The organism is Hymenobacter sp., assembly GCF_035709525.1.
GTDB lineage: Bacteria > Bacteroidota > Bacteroidia > Cytophagales > Hymenobacteraceae > Hymenobacter.
Window position 1 is genome coordinate 40308 of record NZ_DASTEP010000055.1, and the last position, 22563, is coordinate 62870.

General features: G+C 57.9%; 20 protein-coding genes. 2 read left to right on the top strand and 18 right to left on the bottom strand.

What is annotated here, in order from left to right; translation table 11 throughout:
- The first annotated feature begins 15 nt into the window (after window positions 1-15).
- Entirely contained in the window at window positions 16-648 is a 633-nt protein-coding gene (locus VFO93_RS04870) for a hypothetical protein (protein WP_325133205.1), read from the top strand.
- A gap of 9 nt (window positions 649-657) precedes the next feature.
- Here VFO93_RS04870 and VFO93_RS04875 read toward each other — a convergent pair whose 3' ends face one another.
- The 13 genes from VFO93_RS04875 to VFO93_RS04935 form a co-directional block, all read right to left on the bottom strand.
- The gene (locus VFO93_RS04875; protein ID WP_325133206.1) at window positions 658-4410 is read right to left on the bottom strand and encodes a HAMP domain-containing sensor histidine kinase; all 3753 of its coding nucleotides are present in this window, start codon (window positions 4408-4410) and stop codon (window positions 658-660) included.
- A gap of 127 nt (window positions 4411-4537) precedes the next feature.
- Window positions 4538-4939 (bottom strand): DUF983 domain-containing protein, encoded by a 402-nt coding sequence (locus VFO93_RS04880; protein ID WP_325133207.1) that lies wholly within the window; start codon window positions 4937-4939, stop codon window positions 4538-4540.
- Window positions 4936-5190 carry a hypothetical protein gene (locus VFO93_RS04885; protein ID WP_325133208.1) on the bottom strand — a complete coding sequence of 85 codons (255 nt, stop codon included), beginning with the start codon at window positions 5188-5190 and terminating at the stop codon, window positions 4936-4938. Before VFO93_RS04885 ends, VFO93_RS04880 begins: the two co-directional genes overlap by 4 nt.
- Before the next feature lie 49 nt (window positions 5191-5239).
- The gene (locus VFO93_RS04890; RefSeq protein WP_325133209.1) at window positions 5240-5821 is read right to left on the bottom strand and encodes a DUF420 domain-containing protein; all 582 of its coding nucleotides are present in this window, start codon (window positions 5819-5821) and stop codon (window positions 5240-5242) included.
- Window positions 5805-6509 carry a hypothetical protein gene (locus VFO93_RS04895; protein WP_325133210.1) on the bottom strand — a complete coding sequence of 235 codons (705 nt, stop codon included), beginning with the start codon at window positions 6507-6509 and terminating at the stop codon, window positions 5805-5807. Before VFO93_RS04895 ends, VFO93_RS04890 begins: the two co-directional genes overlap by 17 nt.
- A gap of 3 nt (window positions 6510-6512) precedes the next feature.
- A complete protein-coding gene (locus VFO93_RS04900; protein ID WP_325133211.1) occupies window positions 6513-6869 on the bottom strand; it encodes a cytochrome C oxidase subunit IV family protein in 357 nt (118 codons plus the stop codon).
- Between the two features lie 85 nt (window positions 6870-6954).
- Window positions 6955-7725, bottom strand: a complete 771-nt coding sequence (locus VFO93_RS04905) for a cytochrome c oxidase subunit 3 (protein WP_325133212.1) — start codon at window positions 7723-7725, stop codon at window positions 6955-6957.
- Window positions 7726-7770: 45 nt separating this feature from the next.
- On the bottom strand, window positions 7771-8358 hold the full coding sequence (locus VFO93_RS04910; RefSeq protein WP_325133213.1) for a cytochrome c oxidase subunit 3: 588 nt from the start codon (window positions 8356-8358) through the stop codon (window positions 7771-7773).
- An 85-nt stretch (window positions 8359-8443) separates the two neighbouring features.
- A complete protein-coding gene (gene cyoE, locus VFO93_RS04915) occupies window positions 8444-9295 on the bottom strand; it encodes a heme o synthase (RefSeq protein ID WP_325133214.1) in 852 nt (283 codons plus the stop codon).
- Window positions 9296-9346: 51 nt separating this feature from the next.
- Entirely contained in the window at window positions 9347-10456 is a 1110-nt protein-coding gene (locus VFO93_RS04920; RefSeq protein WP_325133215.1) for a COX15/CtaA family protein, read from the bottom strand.
- Window positions 10457-10556: 100 nt separating this feature from the next.
- Window positions 10557-12425: a cytochrome c oxidase subunit I gene (locus VFO93_RS04925; RefSeq protein ID WP_325133216.1), complete on the bottom strand. Its 1869-nt coding sequence runs from the start codon at window positions 12423-12425 to the stop codon at window positions 10557-10559.
- 29 nt (window positions 12426-12454) lie between these two features.
- Window positions 12455-13555, bottom strand: a complete 1101-nt coding sequence (locus tag VFO93_RS04930; RefSeq protein ID WP_325133217.1) for a cytochrome c oxidase subunit II — start codon at window positions 13553-13555, stop codon at window positions 12455-12457.
- A 98-nt stretch (window positions 13556-13653) separates the two neighbouring features.
- Window positions 13654-14673, bottom strand: coding sequence for a quinol:cytochrome C oxidoreductase (locus VFO93_RS04935; protein WP_325133218.1), 1020 nt, complete (start codon window positions 14671-14673; stop codon window positions 13654-13656).
- 45 nt (window positions 14674-14718) lie between these two features.
- Here VFO93_RS04935 and VFO93_RS04940 point away from each other — a divergent pair, with 45 nt between their 5' ends.
- Window positions 14719-14925, top strand: coding sequence for a hypothetical protein (locus VFO93_RS04940; RefSeq protein WP_325133219.1), 207 nt, complete (start codon window positions 14719-14721; stop codon window positions 14923-14925).
- A 58-nt stretch (window positions 14926-14983) separates the two neighbouring features.
- Here VFO93_RS04940 and VFO93_RS04945 read toward each other — a convergent pair whose 3' ends face one another.
- The 5 genes from VFO93_RS04945 to VFO93_RS04965 form a co-directional block, all read right to left on the bottom strand.
- Entirely contained in the window at window positions 14984-15733 is a 750-nt protein-coding gene (locus tag VFO93_RS04945; RefSeq protein ID WP_325133220.1) for a cytochrome c, read from the bottom strand.
- 2 nt (window positions 15734-15735) lie between these two features.
- Window positions 15736-16320 (bottom strand): DUF3341 domain-containing protein, encoded by a 585-nt coding sequence (locus VFO93_RS04950; RefSeq protein WP_325133221.1) that lies wholly within the window; start codon window positions 16318-16320, stop codon window positions 15736-15738.
- The gene (gene nrfD, locus VFO93_RS04955; protein ID WP_325133222.1) at window positions 16313-17791 is read right to left on the bottom strand and encodes an NrfD/PsrC family molybdoenzyme membrane anchor subunit; all 1479 of its coding nucleotides are present in this window, start codon (window positions 17789-17791) and stop codon (window positions 16313-16315) included. Before nrfD ends, VFO93_RS04950 begins: the two co-directional genes overlap by 8 nt.
- 47 nt (window positions 17792-17838) lie before the next feature.
- On the bottom strand, window positions 17839-20949 hold the full coding sequence (locus tag VFO93_RS04960; RefSeq protein WP_325133223.1) for a TAT-variant-translocated molybdopterin oxidoreductase: 3111 nt from the start codon (window positions 20947-20949) through the stop codon (window positions 17839-17841).
- A 159-nt stretch (window positions 20950-21108) separates the two neighbouring features.
- Window positions 21109-22368 carry a cytochrome c3 family protein gene (locus VFO93_RS04965; protein ID WP_325133224.1) on the bottom strand — a complete coding sequence of 420 codons (1260 nt, stop codon included), beginning with the start codon at window positions 22366-22368 and terminating at the stop codon, window positions 21109-21111.
- Window positions 22369-22563: the final 195 nt, after the last annotated feature.

The following is a 22563-nucleotide window of genomic DNA, read 5'->3' on the forward strand; positions in this document are numbered from 1 at the left end:
AATTGTCCATACTATATGCACCGACAGTATTGCTGGATTGCCGCGCTGCTGCTTCTAACCGGGCAATTGTACTTCGTAGAATATGCCCCAGAAAGCCACGTATGGAACAATGACCCCATCTTACTCCAACAGATTACCCCGCCCTTGCGCAAAGTTTTCGCGCTGCACCTGCTGGTGCTGGGTGGCATCGGCCTCGTGGGGCTGCGGCTGCTGGCCCGGCCCTGGCGCGGGCAAACGTGGGTAGCCTTGCTGCTACTCGGCGGCGGGTTACTGACCAGCCAGCTACTACCGTACTGCTTAGCAACGGACTACTACACCATCTGGAAATACGAGCTCAAGACCGAGGAGTACAGCGAGCTCGCGCCGCCCGTGCTCAGCGCGCGGGTAGTATCCTGCGCACTACAGGACTTGAATAACCCTGCTGAGCCAGCACGAATGCGGAGCAGGCTCGCACTCATGCTGGGCGAGGCGCGTGTTCAGGCGGCCTACCCGGCCCTCGTCGCCCTTGCCAGCAATCCGCAACAAAATCCCTACTTACGGTTTCACTGCCTGAAATCGGTACGTCGATTACGTCCTCAGCAGTTTGCCATTGTCTTGCGCACAGTGCCAAACAATTCGGCCGTCGCGCTTTACCGGCAATATCAGTAGCGCGAACCCCTACCCCGCCAGCGGCAGTTCGATAAAAAAGGTCGTGCCCTCCCCCACCACCGTTTCAAACCAGATGCTACCGCCGGCGCTCTCGATGCCGCGCTTGGCCACGGCCAGCCCGATGCCCGAGCCGGTGGCCTTGGTGGTGAAATTGGGGCGAAAAACCTTGTCCTGCACGTCGTCGGCGATGCCGCTGCCGTTGTCGGCGATGGCGATGAGGGCTTTTTTGGCTTCGCAGCGCAGCGTAACCTGCTGGCGGGGTACGCGGCCGGGCGGCACCGCCTGCCGGGCATTCAGCAAGAGGTTATTGAAGGTGCGGACCAACAGGCTTTCATCGGCGAAGACCACGCACGCGCCGGGCGGTAGCTCCAGGTACAATTCGCCCAGCTCATCGCCATCCTGCTGCCGGAAGAGGTCGGTGCAGTGTTGCAGCACCGCGCCCACGTCGAGGCGCTCGGGGCGCATGGTGGGCAGGTTGGTGAAGGTGCTGAACGAGGTAGCGATGTCCGAGAGCACGTCGATTTGGGTGATGAGCGTCTGGGAGATGCGGCCGATTAAATCCTCCATATTGGGCCGCCGCTCGTTGATGGCCTTCTGCAAGTATTGCAAACTCAACTTCATGGGCGTGAGCGGGTTCTTGATTTCGTGGGCTACCTGGCGGGCCATTTCGCGCCAGGCGGCTTCTTTTTCCTGGGCGGCCAGCTCGCGCTTGCTGGCTTCGAGCTTTTCGAGCATGGCGTTGTACTCGCGCACCAGCAGGCCGATTTCATCGTCGGAGCTTTGGTAAGCCAGCACCTCGTTCTGGCCCGTGAGGGTGGTGCGGCGCAGGCGCTCGGTAAGCAGCTTGAGCGGGGCCGTGAGCTGGCGCGTGGCCACGAAGGCCAAGCCCAGAAACAGCAGCCCCATGATGGTGAAGATGTTAAGAATAGTCGTAAACAGCTCCGTCAGCTTGATATCAAGCTCTTTCTGCGAGTCGAAAAACGGGATACCCACGTAGCCCAGCAGCGGCCCGGCCGCCGCGCCACTGGTGCCGGGTAGCCGCACTGGCAGGTAGAGCGCGCTAAACGCGAGCGAGCCCGCCTGCTCGGTAAGAAGCACGCGGCTGAGGCCACGCTCGCGCAGCTCGGCCACGGCCTGCGGATTGAGCAGCGGCCCCAGCAGCCCCGCCTCAAAAATGAGCGGCTGCGAGCTCACCAGCAGCTGCCCCCGGGCGTCGTAGAGGTTGAGGTCGGTTTCGGTGAGGGTGGCCACGTTGCGCACCAGCCCGGCCAGGGCGGGGTCGTAGCTGGCCGGCTGGCCGGCCGAGTCGGCCAGCAGGTCGCGGCGGCGCAGCAGGCTTTCGAGCGCAATGCGGCCCCGGCGCTCGTAGTTGCGGTGCAGGTCGCGGCGGTAGCCCGAGATAACCTGGCTGGCGGTGGCCACGCTCACCACTACCAGCGAAAGCAAAATGCCGACATTGAGCAGCACCTGGATGCGGGCGCTGAAGTTGAACTGCACCCGGCGGTGGTCGCGCCGCCGCAGCAGGTACACGCCGCCGCCTACCAGCCACAGCAGCCCGTTTATGAGCAGCTGAAACGAAAAATTGGACAGCCCATCGGCCAGCGAGTAGGTAGCGGTGGTCACGACCACGGTGCGGCCGTCGGGGCTGCGCACGGCCAAGTGGTGAAAGCCGCCCAGCACCAAGCCTGTCTGGTCGATGCGCGCATCGGTCAGGTAGCTGACCGGCAGCTGGTTGGCATAGTCAAAGTCGCCTTCGCTGTACACCAGCCGCCCGCCGGCGTAGCCCGCGTAGCTGATATTGGTAGCCAGGCCGGGCTGAAAAAACTTCTGGTCGACCAGCAGTTCGGGCAGCACGCTGTAGCTCGACAATTTGCGCAGGCTGAGCGTGAGGACGATGGTACCGGCCGGCGCGGGCGGCCCAATGCCTACCTGCGGCGGCGACACCAGCGGCACCACCGCCGCGTAGCGCCGCGAGCTAAACGAGTTGGCCGATTTGAGCAGGTACACATTGCGCTGGTCGGTAGCCGTGGCCGTGCGCGAAAGCAGCTCGCGGGTTTGCCCAAAGGTCAGGGTGTCGCCATATTCGGTGCTAATTGGCTGGCCCGCCGCATCAAACAGCCGGATATCCGCCTCGTACTTATCGAAATAATCGCGTAGGTACTGCCGGCTGATGCGGCGGCGCAGCGCCTCCACGCGCACGGGCCGGGCGCTCAGCAGCTGCGCAATGCTGGGGTCGGCCGCCAGCTCCCGAATGCGGCCGCCCAGCAAGAACTCGCCTTTCAGGTCATTGTCTTCCAATAAGTTGCTGGCCAGTCGCTGCTTATCAGACAGCACTTGCTGGTTGAATTGCTCGTACAGCGCCAGCGCCCCGGTGGCCGCGCTCAGGGCCAGCAGCAGCAGTAGCTGGTAGGGCCGCCCCAGCGGGGCCGGGCCGGCGGCCCGCACCAGGGCCAGGTAGCACACGCTCAAGGCTACTACGCCAGGCAGGGGCCAGCCCAGCAGCAAACTCACGAGCACTACCAGCAGGGCGGTGGCGGCCACGGCGGCGGCCGTTACGCGGCTGCGCGCCAGCCGCCGGCCTGGCCCCAGCAGCTGCGTTATCAGCAGCAGCAGCACTATAAAAGCGGCCGTATGCAGCACTACCGCCAGCCCAAGCACAAACCGAAAACTAGTTACCTGGATGCTCTGGGTAATATCTAGGCTGAGCTGGCCGCTGCTGAATGCCACGCAATAGTAGCTGTGCAGGCCCAGCACCAGCAGGCCAAAAACCAGCCCCAGGCCAATGCCCCAGGTGCGCCGGTAGCCGGCCTGGGCGCGGGTAGCCCAGCGGTAGCGCTTGCTCAGCAGCCACACGGCCCCGGCCAGCACCAGCGCCAGCAGCGCATTCAAAAGCAAGTCGCCCAAAGACGGGGCCCAGCTAGCCACGGCATACACGCGCGGGTCGAATAGTGGGAGCTCCAGCACGGCATAGGGCAGGTCTAGCCGCAGCAGGGCCAGCCGCAGCGCTACCAGCGGCCCCAGTAGCGCCAGCGCTCCTACCAGCGTGCGCCCGGCCCGCCACCAGCGGCGCGCCAGCACCAGCCAGCCACCCAGATACAGCAGCACCCCCAGCGAGAGCAGCAGCAGGGGCCAGTAATGGCCCGCGCCGGAGCTACCAGGCAGCCACTCTACCGCAAACAGCGGCGTGCCATCGGCTTCGCTAATGGTGAAGGCCGGAGTTGATTTTTGGCTTAGCGGCTGCACCTGCGCGCCCAGCCCTTGCAGCAGCGCCTGGCCAGCGCCCGCCCGCAGGTAGCGGTTGCTGATGCCGTATTGCTGGGTGAGGGGCACGTACACTAACGCTACTCGGGTGGCAGCAGCCCGGCGCACTACCACAAAGTCGCCCCAGCTGGTATGCGCCAAGTGCTCGGGCCGTAGGTCGCTCAGTTCGGTGGCAGTAGGCAGGGGGCCGGCCGACGACCATTGGCGCAATTGTCCCGCCTCGTACAAAAAGGTTGGGTAGGTGCTTTGCTCAAGCAAATGCCCGAAGCTCAGCGCTTGCGGCGGCTGGCTGGCCGCCAGCAGCTGTTCGGCCTCGCGGCGGGCCGTGGCCGTGGCCTGCTGCACCAAGTGTTGCACCTGCGCGGCACCGGGCGGCGAGGCAGCCCCGCTCACCGGCTCGAAGTAGCTGGAAAGAATGCCAATCTCGAAGCACAGCAGCCCGCTTACTACGAGAAACCAAGCTCCAAAAAAATCTATTCCGCGCCGCTTGACAGCGTTCAAAAGCCCCATATACTGCTATCAAAAAGCCCTGGCCGACTGCCGGCGCAAGGATGCCGCACAGCCAGCCAGGGCTGGGTCAGGAGCACATAACCGCGTCCTTTGCAAAAATCGAGCAAATACGACCCGCCTAGCGCGCCGTATTTTTTTCCAGATACCGTTTGTCGAAGCGGATACCGCCGAAGGCGTATAGCATCACCGCGCGGGCATAGCGAAACGAAGGCGGCGTGAGCAGCAGCATAATAACTGACACACTCAGCACGTAAACCCACGTATCAGGGTCGCCGAAAAGCCAGTAGAGGGCGGCCCCCGTCAGCAGCACGATGGGCACAGCAAAGGCGAAGCTGATGTACATGGCCCCCCAGTAAAAACCAGGCTCCGGCTCGTAGTGCTGCCCGCATACCGGGCAGCTTTCGGGCATGTCGGTGAGGTGCGGCAGGTTGTAAGTGCTATGGTTGAAGAGCGGCCCCGTGTGGCAGCGTGGGCAGCGCTGCGCTAGCAGCGCCAGCCACCACGCCCGAATGGGCCTCACGCGACCGTGGTACGCTTCGGATGCGTCCGCCGGTACCAGAAGTAGCCTACCGCCCCCATCAGGATGTACGGCACTATCATCATGTACACGATGCCTTTATTGAGGCCGGCCACGTCGTAGTCGTCCTTCTCGGCGCGCGCAGCTTCCACCTGCGACTTGCACATTACGCACTGCGCCTGGGCGGGTGCGCTAGTCAGCAATTGGCCCAGCAGCAAGAAGCTCAGGGCTAGCGCGAAAATCAGCTTTTTCATAGTTTAAAACCCTCGTTATAAAGCAAAAGTTATTGTTGAGTCAGCGATTTCAGGCCGCCGGGTAGTAGGGCGCAATCATAAAGTACACGATTACGCCCGTCACCGATACGTAGAGCCACACCGGGAACGTCCACCGGGCAATGGCGCGGTGCTTGGTGTATTGCCCGGTCAGAGCAAAATATAGCGTAAACAGTACCAGCGCTACCGTCACCACTGCCAGGCTAATGTGCGTCAGCAGCAAGAAGAAATACACCAGTTTAATAGTGCCCGCGCCGCCGAAGCGCGTGCTGGGTACCTGCGAGTGGTACGCCACGTAGGACAGCAAAAACAGCGCACCCAGGCTAAATGCCGTGAGCATAGCCGCCCGGTGCGCCAGCACGTTTTTTTGGCGAATAAAGTAGAAACCGGCCACGAGCGCTACCGCCGTGAGCGAATTCAGGCCCGCGTTCAGGGCCGGCAGCCAGCGCAAGTGAGCTTCCGCACCCTCTATTTTGAAGATGCCTTTGAAGTAGAACAGCACCGCCACCAGCACGGGTACTACCACGCCGAGGCCACCCAGGATAATCTTGTATTTAGTGTAGTCGCCTGGCTCCAGCACGGGCGGGTGTAACTGCTCAGCGGCGGTGGTCATAGGTATAAAGCAAAACGTTAATCTCGGTCATCAACCGGTCAGTTTCGTGCGGGTCGGTGCCGTCGTAGATGCCGCGCACGTGTTGCGCGTCGTCAATCAGCAACAAGCGCCCGGCGGGCAAAGTTGCTGGCTCGGTAGCCGGCCGAAAGGGCAGGCGTTGCGGCTGAAGCGCCGTCAAACCCAATTCATACTGGGCTAGGTGCCGGATGGTATCGAGCGGCGCACCCAGCATAAACCACTTGCCGCTGATGGTGCCATACTGCTCGCTCAGCTTTTGCAGTTGGCTGGCCGTGGCGGCTTGGTCGGCCCCGGCGGCAGGCACCAGCGTGGCCAGCCGCACGCGGGGCTCGCGGTGAAACTTCTCCTGCACGCGCATCATCAAGCGCGCGGCATGGGCATCTGCGGGGCTGGCCGGCTCGTTGGCTACTACCTGCATCAGGTACAGGCCTTGGCCCAGCACGGCGCTCGACACGTAGCGCCCGCCAGCGCCCAGCAGCCGAAACGGCCGCACCCGGTGATAAACAGTATCGCGCTGCCACCCTCCGCCGGCGGTGCGGACGGAGTCCGCCCGCTCGGGCAAGTAGGTTGGCAGCGCGTAATGATTGGAACCGAAGCCGTACAGGAACAAAAAGGCCAGTACTGGCACCAGCAGCAGGAGCCCCAGCAAGATGGTTTGGCGGGGCCGCATCGGCTAGATGCTGAACATGTGCGACAGGGTTTCGCCGATAAACGAACCTTCCGTTACGAGGGCTACTACGAGCCACACCAGCAACGCCGTCGGGATGAGGATAGTCCAGATGAGGCTTTTTACCTCGTGCTTCAAGTGCATAAACTCACCCACGATGAAGAAAGCCTTCAGAATCGTGAGCACAATGAAGATGCTGTTGCGGAACGTGCGCCAGTCGGGCGAAGTCAGAGCAAAGGCAATCGCAAATTCTAGAGCAGTAATTGCTACCAGCACCCAGAAGGTTTTCCAAATCCAGCCCGTATTGGGCTTTGCAATTTCGCCCGGAACGTAGGCGTGTTCGGTAGTAGCGTGAGCAGCCATTTTCTTTATTTTTTAAGCTTTGAATGGAAACTGCTGAATGCCTAAAAAAGACATTCAGCAGTCGGTTTATTTTTCAAAACTTCAATTACACCAAGTAGAAGAACGTAAATACAAACACCCACACGAGGTCAACGAAGTGCCAGTAGAGACCAATTTTCTCGACCATCTCGTAGTGCCCGCGCTTCTCAAACGTGCCGTTGGTGGTGGCAATGAAGCACCACACCAGCAGGCAAACGCCCGAAAACACGTGCGTGCCGTGGAAGCCGGTGATGAAGAAGAACAGGTCGGCGAACAGCGGCGGGCCGTACTGATTCACGGCCAGGTTAGCCCCGTGCATCACCGAGCCATCGGCCATGCGCAAGCCAGCCTCAGTGCCGCCGATGAAGTGACTCCACTCCCAAGCCTGCGAGCTCAGGAACATCGCGCCGAACAGGATGGTCCACAACAGCCATTTCTGTACGTCGCCTTTGTCCATACGGTGGCCAGCTTCTACGGCCAGTACCATCGTTACGGAGCTGAAGATGAGAATCATCGTCATCAACGCCACGAACGCCAGCGGCAAATCCATGCCATGCAAACCGGGGAAGGCGTTGAATACCTTCTCTGGAATGGGCCAGTGGGCGGTGCTGAAGAAGAACTTGTCGGCCGTGCCGGTAAATACGCCGTGCTTGTGGCGAATCATGCCGTAGGCCGTCAGGAAAGCTCCGAAGGTGAAAGCATCCGACAGCAGGAAGAACCACATCATCAGCTTGCCGTAGCTCGCTTTAAAGGGTTCGTTGCCCCCATCCCAGGTGCCGGTGCGCGGGGCATCGGCGTAGATGGTGGGGGTAGGCTCTAGAGTGGTCGAGTGGGCCATAGCAGGCGGCAAAATGGACAGAATTACCTTACGGCAACTCGCGGATTAGTGGTTCAAAAGTAGGAACAAATACAGGTACAACCAAAGGCCGCCTAGGAAGTGCCAGTAAAGCGTGGCGTTGCCAATCGAAAGCATTGCCCGCGAATGCACTTGATAATTAAGGCTTCGCTTGAGCACGACGGCCACGAAAATAAGCCCCGTAACCAAGTGAAAAGCGTGGACACCCATGAGCACGTATACGAACGAGCCGGACGGATTGGCGTCGGCCCCGCCAAAGAATGTGCGGCCCGCTACTAGGTCGCTCCACGAGTGCAGCTGCCCCAGCAGGAAGATAACCCCGAAAATCAGCGTCAGCAACAAGCCTAGCTGCGTGCGCTTTACCTCGTCGGCTTTGGCTGAGGCCTGGGCCCACTGCATAGTGGCACTGCTAAGGGCAATGGCAATGGTATTAAACAGCAAGCTCAGGGGCAGGTCAAACTCGCGCCAGTTGCCTTCGTCGCGCCGCACGATGTAGCCGCTCGTGAAGGCAGCGAACATCATGATAATACTGAAAATGAGCAAGATGAGCACCAGGCGCTTGGGGTGGGTGCCCGTGCCCTCTTGCTTGGTGGCCAACAGTTCGGTGGAATTCATAAAATGGATTTTTAGTTGCTCGCAGCTGGCCTTTAATAATTGCCTACCACGGTTATTTCAGCAACAAACTACTAGGCAATAAAACTCAAACTTTATCTAAAACCAACGCAATCTGCACTATCGGCAAATACAGAAACGAGGCAAACATGATGCTGAGCGCAGCCTTGCGGTCCTGAGTCCGCATAAGCTGCACGGTCATCAGCAGGAATAGCACGCCGCACACCAGCGCTACCCCAGCCGACACGCGGCCCGAAATACCCAGCACCAGCGGCAGCAGCGACACTGGAATAAGCAGCACCGTGTACGTCATTATCTGGAAGGCGGTGCGCAGGTCGCGCTCGCCCGGCGAGGGCAGCATCTTGAAGCCTGCCCGCTTGTAGTCTTCGTCGGCCACCCAGGCAATAGCCCAGAAGTGCGGAAACTGCCACATAAACTGAATGCCAAACAGCACCCAGGCGGCCTCACCCACGTAGCCCGTGGCCGCTACCCAGCCAATGAGCGGCGGCAGCCCGCCCGGAATGGCTCCTACGGCCACGCAAATCGGCGACACCGTTTTAAGCGGCGTGTAAATAAACCCGTATAGGATAAGCGACAGTAGAGACAGTGCGGCGGTGAGCGGATTGAAGTAGTACGCCAGCAGACCCAACCCTGCTACTCCCAGCACCACACAAAACACCCAGGCCTCGTTGGGAGAAATGCGCCCGGTAGGCAGCGGCCGGCCCTCAGTGCGCCGCATCAGTTTGTCGAGGTCTTTTTCGAAAACCTGATTGATGATATTGGCTGAGCCCGTTACAAGCAAACCGCCCAACATAACCAGCAGCGTGCGGCTCCAGCTTATTTCACGCGCTCCCAGCAGGTAGCCGATGGCGCTGGAAAACGCCACGGTAAACGAGAGCCGGAACTTCAGGAGTTGAAAATAGGCGCGGGCCTTGGTCATTCAGCTAGAAAGGATTCGTGCTTTAGCGCAGCTTGAATCCAGAGTGCAAAGTTACGCATGAGCCGGCCGTAGCGGTGCCTTTTGCAACGCACTTACCGCACGATGATAAGCTAACAAGGTCAGAAACTGCCCGCCAAACAGCAGCGTCGCCAGCGTAAGATGCACCGGCTGCACCACGGCGGGCAGCGCCAGGTAGCTCAGCGTGATGCCCACTACTACCTCGGCCCCCAGTACCGCCAGCACCGCTTGCACCAAGCGGCGCAAACGCCCGCCCAATGGCCACAGCTGATACGCCACGTAGCCATTCAGCAAAACCAGCAAAATGGAAAGCGAGCGATGCACCTTGAATACCGCGCCAAGTTGGTCGACCCAGGTGTCACGCCGCAGGTAGTCGGCGGCGGCCGAAATATGGTCTATTTGCTCGCGCACCTGTGTGCCGAGCACTATCTGCACGAACGTTGCCAGCAAAGCCAGCCACAGCAGCGTATACAGGCCATTAGTGCTCGCAGCGGGCGACGCAGTACTAGCCCAATCTTCCGTTGTGAGTGCCGTTGCGGCAGGCTGAGCCTGGGCGCGGTCGGCGGCATACAGCAACATAGCCACGATGAGCAGCGCCAAACCCATGTGAATAGTCACCATAATGGGTAGCAGATTAGTAGAGACCACCAGCGAACCCAGCCAGCCCTGCACGCCCGTCAAAAGCCACCCGCCTACTGCCAGCCAAAACACTGGGCGGTCGCGCCGCCAATAGGGTATGGCCACTACCGCTGTGATGAAAACGAAAATACCAATCAAGACGCCTACTAGCCGGTTGACATACTCAATCCAAGTTTTGGTAGCGTTGAAGTCCGTCTCAACATACTGGGTAGGATGCGCGAAAATCTCGCCTGCTACCTGCTTAAAGCCCATACTGGCCAGCGTGCGGGCTAGCTTCTGGTTTTTCTTGACGCGCTGCGCCAAATACACCTGCTTATAGTCAGCTGGCAGTTGGTTGATATTGGTTGGCGGCACCCATTGCCCAAAGCATTTGGGCCAGTCGGGGCAGCCCATGCCCGAGCCAGTCGCCCGCACAACGCCCCCAACCAAGATGAGCAGGTAGATACTTATCACCGTCAGCACGCTCCAAAAGCGGAAGCGGCGCACAAAACCAACTGGCTGCATACTCTCAGAAGCAAGCGAAACTCTCGCTTGGCGCTTAGTAAACAAAAAGAAACGGGCCGCCGTTGCGCGGCGGCCCGTTCAGGCAAAACTTATTCTACGATTAGTCTTCCAGCTCGCGCTCGTAGGGCATGTTGGAAGATGCCGTTTGCGAGTAAGGCACGTTCTGCGGAATGAAGTCCGTTTCTGCGCCTGGCTTGCTGTAGTCGTAAGGCCAGCGATACACGGCCGGAATCTCGCCGGGCCAGTTGCCATGGCCGGGCTCGATAGGCGTCGTCCACTCCAGCGTCGTCGAGTTCCACGGGTTTTGCGTAGCGCGGCGGCCACGGAAAATGCTGTAGAAGAAGTTGAAGATGAAGACGAACTGCGCGAAGAAAGCCAGAATAGCCGCTGCCGAGATAAACTTGTTGAGGTCAGCAAACTGGCTGAAGGCGTCGAAGCCAGTCCAGGCGTAGTAGCGACGGGGAAAACCAGCGATACCCACGTAGTGCATCGGCATGAACACGAGGTAAACCCCGATGAACGTCAACCAGAAGTGGATGTAGCCCAGCTTCTCGTCCATCATGCGGCCAAACATCTTGGGGAACCAGTGATACACACCAGCGAACAACCCGAAGAAAGCCGAGGAACCCATTACCAAATGGAAGTGAGCTACCACGAAGTACGTGTTGTGCATCTGGATATCAAGGGTAGCATTACCTAGGATGATACCCGTCAGACCACCCGAAACAAACAGCGATACGAAACCAATGGAGAACAGCATAGCGGCCGTGAACCGGATATTACCGCGCCACAGTGTAGCCAGCCAGTTGAACACCTTAACGCCCGAGGGCACCGCGATAATCAGCGTCAGGAACATGAATACCGAGCCGAGGAAGGGGTTCATGCCGGTTACGAACATGTGGTGAGCCCAAACCACGAACGACAGCAGCGAAATGCCAATCAGCGAGCCAATCATGGCGCGGTAGCCGAAGATGGGCTTACGGGCATTGGTAGCCAGAATTTCCGACACCATACCCATAGCAGGCATAATTACAATGTACACCTCGGGGTGACCCAGGAACCAGAACAAATGCTGGAACAATACCGGTGAACCACCTTGGTTGTGCAGCGCCTGCCCGGCAATGTAGATATCTGACAGGAAGAACGACGTGCCGAACGAGCGGTCAAACACCAGCAATAAGGCTGCCGATAGCAGAACTGGGAAAGACAGGATACCGAGGATAGCCGTGAGGAAGAACGCCCAGATGGTGAGCGGCAACTTGCTCATGCTCAAGCCACGGGTACGCAGGTTGATGACGGTGGTAACGTAGTTAACCCCACCGAGCAGCTGCGACACAATGAAGAACACCATCGACACCAGCCACATCGTCATCCCCATGCCCGAGCCCGGGATTGCCTGCGGCAGGGCCGACAGCGGGGGGTAGATAGTCCAGCCAGCAGCAGCCGGGCCCGTTTCGAGAAACAGCGAAGCAAACATGATGATGCTCGACAGGAAGAAGAACCAGTACGAGAGCATATTCATGAAGCCGGAAGCCATGTCACGGGCTCCTACTTGCAACGGAATCAAGAAGTTAGAGAAAGTGCCTGACAAGCCAGCCGTGAGCACGAAGAACACCATGATGGTGCCGTGCATGGTCACCAGCGACAGGTAGAACTCGGGATTCAGCTTTCCGCCTTCAATCCATTTGCCGAGTAGCGGTTGCAACCACTCCAGCGTGGCTTCGGGCCAGCCAAGTTGCAGGCGGAACAAGCTCGACAGCGTACCGCCCACGATGGCCCAGAAGATACCCGTGATTAGGAACTGACGGGCAATCATTTTGTGGTCCTGGCTGAACACGTACTTCCACAGCCAGTGCTGGTCGTGGTGGTCGTCGTGCCCGTGCAGGTGGTCGTCGTGCTCGGTATGTGGTACCGGGGCAGTGCCGATATCACCATGCGCAGAGGCCGAAGCGGGGATATTAGTAGCCATATAAAAAACTATTACCAGTAAAAAACAACTTACATCGAAGCCTGTGCCGAAAGTGGCATGGCTTGCGTCTCACCCGTTTCGCTGATGGCAGCTTCCTGCGCACCTTTTGTGCCGCCTTTGCCCAAGCCAGCTTTCTCGCTAGTCTGCTTATAAGAAGCCATCATATCAGCATTAGCCGAGTTAGGGCTCTGCTTGGCGTACCAGGCTTGATAGTCGTCTGGCTCGTCAACAACAACCGTAGCCTTCATTGCATAGTGGCTCTTACCGCAAATCTGGTTACAAGCCAACTCATACTTAAAGTTGGGATTACCCAAGTGAGCTCGCATCTCGTCAGTCGTCATGGTCGGCGTAAACCAGAAGCGGGTAGGCATACCCGGTACGGCGTACATCTGCACGCGGAAGTGCGGCATGTAAACGGCGTGCAATACGTCACGCGAGCGGATTTTAATCAATACCGGGTGGCCTTTCGGCACGTGAATCTCGGTGCTGGTGAAGTCGTCCAGCGCCGCTTTGTCGCTCAAATCAAAACCGAAGTCGTTGGAAGCATCAATCAGGCGATAGTTAACTACCCCCAGTTTCATGTCGCGGCCGGGGTAGCGCACCAGCCAGTTGAACTGCTTACCCATTACCTCTACTACAACAGCATCTTTAGGAGCCGGGCCGGTGATGCGCGTCCAAGCTTTCCAGCCCGCGAAAATCAGCGAAGCCATTACGATAGCCGGGATGATAGTCCAAACCACCTCGATGGTATTGTTGTGCGCGAAGAAGTAAGCACGGCGATTTTCTTTATGCTGATACTTATACGAGTAAACAAACAGCAAAACTTGTGTCAGTACAAAGGCAGCACCGATAACCGACATGGTAATCCAGAACATGCGCTCCATCACGTGGCCGTGAATAGAGGCGATAGGCGGATTCATCTTGTTAAAGTTCTCCGAGAACGACCAGAAAAAAGCCGCACCGCCTACTACCATGAACACCAGCATCAGCACTGCGTTAACGCGGTTGCTCATGCCAATTTCCCGCACGTAAGACCCGGAGAAGATGGACGTCAGAATCTGGAGCCGGAACAGCAGGCCGAACACGACCAACAACAAGACCAGTACCAGTAAAATAGTTAAAGCAGTCATTGTATAGAGCTTAGAGAGCAGAGCTTAGAGCTTAGAATTTGCTACCTGCCAAGTGGCAACGCGCTAAGTCCTAAGCTCAGTTTTCTCAGTGCTAATGATTAGGTCGTGTGGTGAACGCTTTCTTCAACGAAGGGGTGATTGACGGGTACTAGCGAGGCAGCGGCCAGACGGCGGGTAACCAAGATGAGGAAAGCCCCCAGCAAAATCAAGGCTACGCCGATTTCAATCAAGAACCCATTCTCGCCCTTCATAGTGCCCGGCATGAACATCAAATAGAAGTCCGACCAGTGGCCTATAAGTATAGCGATGCAAACGATTTTCAGCATAATCATCTGGCGCTTTGCGTCGCGCGTCATCAGAGCCAAAAAAGGGAAGACAAAGTTGATGAGTAGATTTCCGTAGAACATCCACGTGTAGCGACCATCGAAGCCACCCAGGCGCTGGTTGAAATAAACCGACTCCTCGGGCAGGTTGGCGTACCATATCAGCATGAACTGCGAAAACCATACGTAGGTCCAGAAGATACTGAAGCCAAACATGAGCTTACCTAGGTCGTGGAAGTGGTTCGAGTTCAGCATCCGCAGGTAGCCAGCTTGCTTGAGGAAAATGGCAATCAGGGTAGTAGCTGCGATGCCGGATACCCACCAGGAAGCGAACACGTACCAGCCGAACATGGTGCTAAACCAATGCACGTCTACCGACATTACCCAGTCCCAAGCCGACATGGAGGAAGTAACGGCGAAAAGCACTAGAAACAGCGCAGCTGCCACGATGCTTTTGTGGAAGTAGTAGGTACCGCCATTTTGGTCTTCCTGCAAAGACAGCTGGCGTAGTTTCCAGCTGAATACTGCCCAGATAACCAAGTAGCTTATCATGCGGATGAGATAGAAGGGGATGCTCAGGAAGCCGCCCTTGCCAGCTACAATCTTGTCGTAGTTTGCGCTGTTTTCATCCATGATGCCCGGTACCGTCCAGTGGAACAGGTCGTGGTTTACTAGGCTCAGGCCAAAAACTACTACCAACAGCACGCCGCCCGGCACCAGCCAAGCGCTAAGTGCTTCGTTGATACGCTTTACCACTACCGACCAGCCGGCGTAGGCTACGTATTGGATGGCCATAAATACCGTGCCTACTACCGAAATACCTATCAGGTATACGTTGCTATGCCAGAGGCTAACCAGCAGGCGTTTGAGCCACAGTGGGCTGCCGGCATGTTCGGCGTGGCCAGCTGCGGCCGCCGCGTGCGCAGCGCCTTCGTGGTGGCCAGCACCCCAGCCCATGAAAGCGGCCAGGAGACCAAGAGCCAGCACAACTACGCCGGCTACAATAATAGTTACGAACGTGCGCTGCAGCCCGGGATGCTCCTGTAGGTGCTCGGCTACAACGGGTTCGTGATGATGCGTCAGGGTTGCCATAGTCTATACGAAATTACATAGAGCCGTTACGGGCCTTGTCGCCCTGGCCGGGCGTTTCAGAGCCGGTATGAGCCTGGGCTTCGCCTTCGGCTTTCTGATTTGTTCCGTCGGTTTGTTGCGAAGCATTGCCCGACTCGGCGCTTGTAGTAGGCGCAGGCGCGTTTACCTTAACCAGTTTGGGCAAGTCAGCAGCGTCGTTATTGAGCTGCAATACGTGCACGTACATGGCAATTTTCCAGCGCTCCTCCGGGTTCACCTGCGAGCCGTGCGGCATCATACGGTTACGACCCCACTGGATGACGTGGTAGACATGCCCGTCGTTCATGGTTTTGTAAGCACCCGTCGAGTAGTTGGGCACCCCTTTGAACTTCTGCCCTACTGGGCCCTGGCCATCACCTTTCTCACCGTGGCAGTGCTGGCAATTGCGCGTGTACAGCACCTGGCCTTCCTCTAGGTTAGCCTTGGTGTAAGGGTAAGGGTTGGTAAGCGTCCGCTCAGCTATCCGCACGCTGTCCTTAGGGATATGCGTGTAGTAGTTGAGTTTGCCGCGCGGTACCGTACCGTTGGCCGGGGTGCGCTCGTTGATACCAAAAGGGTTAATGGTATTGAAGCTGGTCTGGCGCAGCGGCTCGTAAGGAATTGACTCGTACATCTCCGGCGCGTATTCTACGCCGGGGTCGTTGGGGTCTGTCGAGCAGGCTCCTAGGCCAGCGCTAAGCAGCAAGGCGGCCGCGTACAGCCCATGTTTAGTGGAGAGCGACATCATTAGAAGTTAGTCATTTCCTTTTGATTGACTTCGCTGGCGCCGTTTTCACGGAGCAATTGGGTCAATTGTGGCAGTTGCGAGCTATTGGCGTCCAGTTCAATCGCCATCACGAACTTGTCGTCGGTGGAGCGAACGTCTAGCACTGGCGTTTTGAAGCGCGGGTACAGCTTAGAAATCGTGTAGAAGGTGATTACCATGCCGTGGCAGGTAAAGAATACCGTCAACTCGAAGCTTACCGGAATGAAGGCCGGTAGCGCGATGTTAGGCTTACCGCCGATAATCATCGGCCAGTCGAAGCCCAGCATATAAATCTGCATCCACAGTGCGAACGACAAGCCGCACAGGCCATAGAAGAAGGCGGCAATCGGCAGGCGCGAGCGCTCAATGCCTAGTGCGTCGTCGATACCGTGAACCGGGTAGGGCGAGAAAACTTCGTAAATCTTAACCCCGGCCGCACGCACGTTATCGATAGCGTGCAACAGAACGTCTTCGTCTTCAAAAATGCCCAGCGCAAAGCGCTTGGTAGAGCTATGGGTGGCTGGAGCGGCAGCGACCGGAGCAGCAGTGATAGCAGGACTAGTCATTTTGCTTGTCGTAATTAACAGGTGCCGAAGCCGGAACGCCGGGCGTAGAGTAGGGATTAGGCGAAGCGTGGCGGCGAGCCGACTGCGAACCATTGTTAGGACCGCCGTAAGTCGGGCCGTTGTCTACGCCGTATTTCAGGACGGACTTCACTTCGGCCATGTTAATAACCGGGAAGAACTTGGCGAACAGCAGGAACAGCGTGAAGAACAGGCCAATAGTACCTACGTACACGCCAACGTCGATGATAGTCGGCGAGAACATCGCCCACGACGAAGGCAGGTAATCGCGGTGCAGCGACGACACAATAATTACGAAGCGCTCGAACCACATCCCAATGTTCACAATGATAGACAAGATGAAGGTCATCGTGATGCTGTAGCGAATGCGGCGGAACCACACCATTTGAGGCGAAATCACGTTGCAGGTCATCATGCTAGCATAAGCCCACCAGTAGGGGCCGGTAGCACGATTGATAAAGCAGTACTGCTCATATTCAACTTGCGAGTACCAAGCAATGAAGAACTCCGTGATGTAAGCGACACCCACGATAGAGCCCGTTACCATCATGATTTTATTCATCAGTGCGATGTGTTCCAGCGTAATGTAGTCTTCAAGGCGGAACACGATGCGGGTAATGAGCATCAGCGTCAATACCATTGCGAAGCCCGAGAAGATAGCGCCCGCTACGAAATAGGGCGGGAAGATGGTCGTGTGCCATCCCGGTACCACCGAAGTTGCAAAGTCCATCGATACGATGGTGTGTACCGAGAGTACCAAGGGCGTCGAAACGCCGGCCAGAATCAGCGATACCGTTTCGTAGCGCGACCAGTGCTTGGCCGAGCCTTTCCAGCCCATGCTCAGCAGCGAGTAGCTCACTTTGGCAATCTTGCCCTTAGCGCGGTCACGGATGGTGGCGAAGTCGGGTACCAGGCCCGTGTACCAGAAAACTAGCGATACCGTGAAGTAAGTCGAGATGGCGAACACGTCCCACAGCAGCGGCGAGTTGAAGTTAGCCCACAACGAACCCAGCGTGTTTTGCAGCGGGAACACGTAGAACGCCAACCAGGGACGCCCCATGTGCAGTACCGGGAACATCGCCGCGCAGATTACGGCGAAGATGGTCATTGCCTCTGCCGCACGGTTGATGGAAGTCCGCCACTTCTGACGGAACAGCAGCAGTACCGCCGAAATCAGCGTACCTGCGTGGCCGATACCTACCCACCATACGAAGTTGGTAATGTCCCAGGCCCAGCCGATGGTTTTGTTGAGGCCCCACTCGCCGATGCCGTACCATAAGGTGCGGTATACAGAGTAAAAGAAAACCCCGAGCAGAACCAAGGCTACCGACAGGGCACCCATCCACCGCACATTGGGGGCAGCTTCTACTTGGTAGCAGATATCCTGCGTGACGTCGTGGTACGTCTTACCACTCGTTACGAGTGGCTCGCGTACTGGTGATATGTGCTGCATAGAAATGAATATTAGAAACTAAACTTTTATTTACCGAACAGCTTGACCTAGGCGTTTTCCTTTTTCCCTTTTACTTCGGGTTCGGGGTAGAACTCCGAAGTTGAGTTACGGATTTTAGTCAGGTAAGTAATGTTGGGCTGCGCGTTGATGGAATCCAGCACGTGGAAGGCACGCTCACCATCCTCCCGCTTCAGCAGTTGGCTGATACGGCTGCTCGGGTCACGCATGTCACCAAACAGGATGGCCTCTGTGGGGCACGACTGCGCGCAAGCAGCGACTACTTCGCCGTCTTTCGGACGGCGCTTCTGCTTTTTGGCCTCCAGCTTGCCCAGTTGAATACGCTGTACGCAGAACGAGCATTTTTCCATCACACCGCGGGCTCGCACCGTTACGTCGGGGTTCAGCACCATACGGCCTAGGTCGGTGAACATGTGGCCGTTTACGTCCTGGAATTTCTCGTTCGAGTAGTACGAGAACCAGTTGAAGCGGCGCACTTTATACGGGCAGTTATTGGCGCAGTAGCGCGTACCTACGCAACGGTTGTAGGTCATCTGGTTCAGACCTTCCGAGCTGTGCGTGGTAGCCAGTACCGGGCACACTGTTTCGCAGGGAGCGTGGTTGCAATGCTGGCACAGCATAGGCTGGAACACTACCTGTGGGTTGTCCGAAGGGTCTTCCATTTTGGCGTAGGTAGCCAGCTTGCCATCCTTTTCGAAGCCACCTTCTTCGTGCGCATCCGAGCTGTAGTAGCGGTCGATACGCATCCAGTGCATTTCGCGGCGGTTGATAACCTGCTGCTTACCTACTACGGCAATGTTGTTTTCCGTCTGGCACCCAATCACGCACGAGCCGCAGCCGATGCACGAGTTGAGGTCGATGGCCATGCCCCAGTGGTGGTCGTTGTACTGATAGTCCTGCCAGAGTGATACGCGGCTGGGTTTTTCGAGGCCTTCGGGCGTAGCAATCTTTTCGTACTCCGTTACCTCCTTGGGGTTTTCGCGGTACTGGGCCAGGCTTGCTTCCTGCACTACCTCACGGCGGTCCATGATGGTGTGGTGCGTCTGCGTCTGCGCGATGGGGCTGTTGGCACCCGTGGCCTTTAGGGTAACGTTGGTAACGTACACCACGCCATCGCGACCGGTTTGCGCCAGCGGATAGGCGTTCTCACCTACTTTGTTACCTACGTTACCAGCCATCAGGCGGCCGTAGCCGAGCGCGATGGCTACCGTGCCTTCGGCTTGGCCGGGCTGAATCAGCACAGGCAGGTCGAGCGGCTTAGCAAGGCCGGGGGCACTTACGCTTACCACATCGTTCTGCTCCCACTTATTAGCTACTGCCATGCTACGGGGAACAGCCACGTAGTTACCCCAGGTAGCTTTCGAAACCGGGTCGGGTAATTCCTGCAAGAAGGGGTTGTTAGCCTCTACGCCACCTTCGCCAATACCTACTTTCTCGTACAGCACAGCTTCTACCGAGCCAGCGGGAGCGGCCGGCGCGTTGCGCAGGCGGCTAGCTGCCTCAGCTACCCCAATAGCGGGGGCCGAGAAGGCGGGAGCCGGAGCCAATGCGGTGCCAGTAGCTACCCCATCATGCACAGCCTTGTCCCAAGCAGCAGCGAAACCACCGCTACCCAGCACGTTTTGCCAGCCGGCACGCATAAAGTTGTAGTAATTCTCATTGGAGCCGGCCCAACGCAGGAAGCTTTCCTGGCCCTGACGGGTTTTGAAGAGCGGCGTGATGGCCGGCTGTCCCAGGCTCAGCGAGCCGCGCTTGGGCTCGTAGTCGTTCCACGACTCCAGCCAGTGGCTGTCGGGAGCCTGATACTGGCAAAGCGAACCGGTTTCGTCGAGGCGGTCGTTAAGCGATACGCTAAGCGCAGCCTTGGCGATACCCGCTTTGATTTGCTCGCCTTTGGGATGGTTATAAACCGGGTTAGCGTTGTAGAAGAACACCGCGCTTACGGCACCGCTGTTCAGGTCGCTCACAAACTGCGCCATGCGGGCGTCGTCGCCCTGCCGCACATAAGACGGGTTGGTCAGGTCGAGCGTGGTGCCTACGTTGCCGAGGCTCTGGTTAATAGCAGCTACCAGCGCTTGTACGGCGGGGTCGTTCGAGCCTGATACCACCAGCGAGTTGCCCCGGTTAGCTTGAAGCTCTTTTACCGCGATGTCAAGCTGCGTTTTGAGGTCCTGCTTGGCGTTCTTGTTTGCGGGCAGCGACGGAGCGGCACCACCGCCAGCAATGGCGTTGTGCAGGTACAGCGCGGCCAAGCCCATTTGCGAAGGCTTCAGCGGCACGCGCACATCGGCGTTGGAGCCGGTGAGCGAGAGAGCCGTCTCAAACTGGAAGTGGCGCGACATGGTGCGCTTGTCGCTACTCACCTTGCGGTTGGTGATGTACTGACGCGAGTACTCCACCGGCGAAATCCAGGTACCCAGGAAGTCGGCCCCGAGGCTCACGATAACGTTGGCACGGCCAAAGTCGTAAGCCGGCAGCTTGCCACCATTGGCTTGCAGCAGGCCCGAAGCCGAGTTCACATCGTACATGATGTGCTCGACGTTGCGGTAGCGGCCCGCGAAAGCGGCGATAGCGCGCTTAGTGCCGGGGCTGATGATTGTCGGTGAAACGATGGCGATTTTGCCGGTGTTGGCCGCCAACGCAGCGCGCACGGCGTTATCAACCTTGTCAAAATCAGCTTCTTTGCCCTTCGCCATGAAGTGCTGCAAGCGCGCACCATCGTAAAGGCTCAGCACGGCCGCCTGGGCGCGGGCCGACAAGCCGCCGCGCGTAATGGGCGACTCGGGGTTGCCTTCCAGCTTAATCGGACGACCGTCGCGGTTCTTTACCAGCACGGCGTTGTAGTCCGAGCCCGTGAAGTAGGTAGAAGCGTAGAAGTTGGAGATAGTCGGGTCGACTTCCTCCGGCTTGTTGAGATAAGGAATTGCTTTGCGCACCGGAGCTTCGCACGACGCCAGGGTAGCCGCAGCTACGCTAAAGCCCATGAGCTTCAGAAAGTCGCGGCGCGGGGCTACGGTAGCGTCGTCGGCTTCGCCGCTACGGCCTTCCTTCACCGGCAGAAAGTCGGGGAACTCGGCGAAAGCGTTTTTGGCAAACTCCGGCGAATTATCCAGTTCTTCAATTCCCTTCCAGTATTTCATTTTTGGGGGACTTAGAGGCGCAGACCTGGCTTCTTACGCCAAGTAACCCGCACCCAGAAGTAATATAAGATAGGCTAAAAATATTTCAGGCAGGGGGCAAGCAATAGTAGAGGCCCGAAAACCGAGGTGGCTTATCGAACCTCTACTTCTTTTACTTACCTAGTAGTGGCACTTCGAGCACTCGGTTCCGCCGTTCGACGATACCGTGAAGGGCACCGCGTTATTGGCTTTGTCGTGCAGCTTCACGAGGTTGTCGTAGTAGGCGTTGCCCTTCGTGTTGAGCGGCGTCTCGCGGTGGCAATTGATGCACCAGCCCATGGTGAGGGCCGAGTACTGGTACACCACTTCCATGTTCTGGATGGGGCCGTGGCAGGTCTGGCACTGAATGCCACCTACCTGCGTGTGCTGCGAGTGGTTGAAGTAAGCCAGGTCGGGCAGGTTATGCACGCGCACCCACTGAATGGGCTGCTTGCGCTCGATGGCCCGGTAGATTTTCTTGATTTCCGGTGATTCCGTCTTAATCTGCGAGTGGCAGTTCATACAGATGTTCGGCGACGGAATGTTAGCCGATTTGCCTTTGTACACCGAGGTGTGGCAGTAGGCGCAGTTGATTTGATTTTCGCCGGCGTGCAGCTTGTGCGAGAAGGCGATGGGCTGCGTGGGCTGGTAGCCCTGGGTCAGGCCCACGGCCATTACGCTTTGCACCCCGGCGTATAGCAGGGCCAGCGCCACCACTACCCCTACGATGCCACGCAGGGCCGACGAGCGGTACAGGCTGGTCCAGTCGAAGCGTTGGTTCAATACTTCAATATCGCGGCCGTCGAGGTCTTTGCGACCACCCAGCACGTCCTTCATCAGGTTGGCGATGATGGCCAGCGTAACTACCAGCACAATCAGCACTACCACGAGGACGATGAGGAGCACGTCTACGTATTTGCCAGCACCTGCTTCAGCAGCATCACCGCTTCCACCAGCAGGTTCTTTGCCATCAACAGCAGGTTGTTTTCCTGCAGTTGGGCCTGCGCTTTCCTGCGAACCAACCCAGGCCATGATGCTGGTAATCTCCTTGTCCGACAGGCCGAACGAAGGCATCTGCTGCTTGCCGTACTCGTTGAACAACTTTACCGCGTACTCATCGCCACTGGCAATTACTTTGGCAGAGTTTTTGACCCACGGAATTAGCCAGCTAATGTTGCGACGCTTGGTAATCCCCGCCAGCGCCGGACCAACTACCTTTTCGTTGACAGCGTGGCACTGGGCACAGTTGGCTTTGAACAGGGCATCGCCAGCCTGAATGGCCGCCGCATCGCCGCCACCAGTGGCGGGCGCAGCGCCGGCAGTGGCATCGGGAGCGGTTACGCCTTGTTGGCTCGGCGTAGCTTGTGAGGTGGCATTCTGCGCGTCAGCGGTGCCCGCCAACGTCAGAAATAGTGCTAGCACCCAATATTTAGTGCGTGATAGAAAGCTATTCATCTTCAAACGAACCAGTAAAACGGAGGACGAGCGGACCCGTTCCGGGGCACAAATGTAGGCTAGGAATCGCGGGCGGCAAAGGTGGAAGGGGCATTTCAGGGCATGGTCGGCTTATTTAGAAAAGCCCTAAATAAGTTAAAG

Bases quoted from the DNA above. Each gene is read 5' to 3' on its own strand.
- cyoE (WP_325133214.1), bottom strand. From the start codon at position 9,295: ATGACCAAGGCCCGCGCCTATTTTCAACTCCTGAAGTTCCGGCTCTCG.
- VFO93_RS04890 (WP_325133209.1), bottom strand. From the start codon at position 5,821: ATGACCACCGCCGCTGAGCAGTTACACCCGCCCGTGCTGGAGCCAGGC.
- VFO93_RS04885 (WP_325133208.1), bottom strand. From the start codon at position 5,190: ATGAAAAAGCTGATTTTCGCGCTAGCCCTGAGCTTCTTGCTGCTGGGC.
- VFO93_RS04870 (WP_325133205.1), top strand. From the start codon at position 16: ATGCACCGACAGTATTGCTGGATTGCCGCGCTGCTGCTTCTAACCGGG.
- VFO93_RS04900 (WP_325133211.1), bottom strand. From the start codon at position 6,869: ATGGCTGCTCACGCTACTACCGAACACGCCTACGTTCCGGGCGAAATT.
- VFO93_RS04895 (WP_325133210.1), bottom strand. From the start codon at position 6,509: ATGCGGCCCCGCCAAACCATCTTGCTGGGGCTCCTGCTGCTGGTGCCA.
- nrfD (WP_325133222.1), bottom strand. From the start codon at position 17,791: ATGCAGCACATATCACCAGTACGCGAGCCACTCGTAACGAGTGGTAAG.
- VFO93_RS04960 (WP_325133223.1), bottom strand. From the start codon at position 20,949: ATGAAATACTGGAAGGGAATTGAAGAACTGGATAATTCGCCGGAGTTT.
- VFO93_RS04930 (WP_325133217.1), bottom strand. From the start codon at position 13,555: ATGACTGCTTTAACTATTTTACTGGTACTGGTCTTGTTGTTGGTCGTG.
- VFO93_RS04945 (WP_325133220.1), bottom strand. From the start codon at position 15,733: ATGTCGCTCTCCACTAAACATGGGCTGTACGCGGCCGCCTTGCTGCTT.
- VFO93_RS04925 (WP_325133216.1), bottom strand. From the start codon at position 12,425: ATGGCTACTAATATCCCCGCTTCGGCCTCTGCGCATGGTGATATCGGC.
- VFO93_RS04910 (WP_325133213.1), bottom strand. From the start codon at position 8,358: ATGAATTCCACCGAACTGTTGGCCACCAAGCAAGAGGGCACGGGCACC.
- VFO93_RS04920 (WP_325133215.1), bottom strand. From the start codon at position 10,456: ATGCAGCCAGTTGGTTTTGTGCGCCGCTTCCGCTTTTGGAGCGTGCTG.
- VFO93_RS04905 (WP_325133212.1), bottom strand. From the start codon at position 7,725: ATGGCCCACTCGACCACTCTAGAGCCTACCCCCACCATCTACGCCGAT.
- VFO93_RS04950 (WP_325133221.1), bottom strand. From the start codon at position 16,320: ATGACTAGTCCTGCTATCACTGCTGCTCCGGTCGCTGCCGCTCCAGCC.
- VFO93_RS04935 (WP_325133218.1), bottom strand. From the start codon at position 14,673: ATGGCCATCCAATACGTAGCCTACGCCGGCTGGTCGGTAGTGGTAAAG.
- VFO93_RS04940 (WP_325133219.1), top strand. From the start codon at position 14,719: ATGCCAGAGGCTAACCAGCAGGCGTTTGAGCCACAGTGGGCTGCCGGC.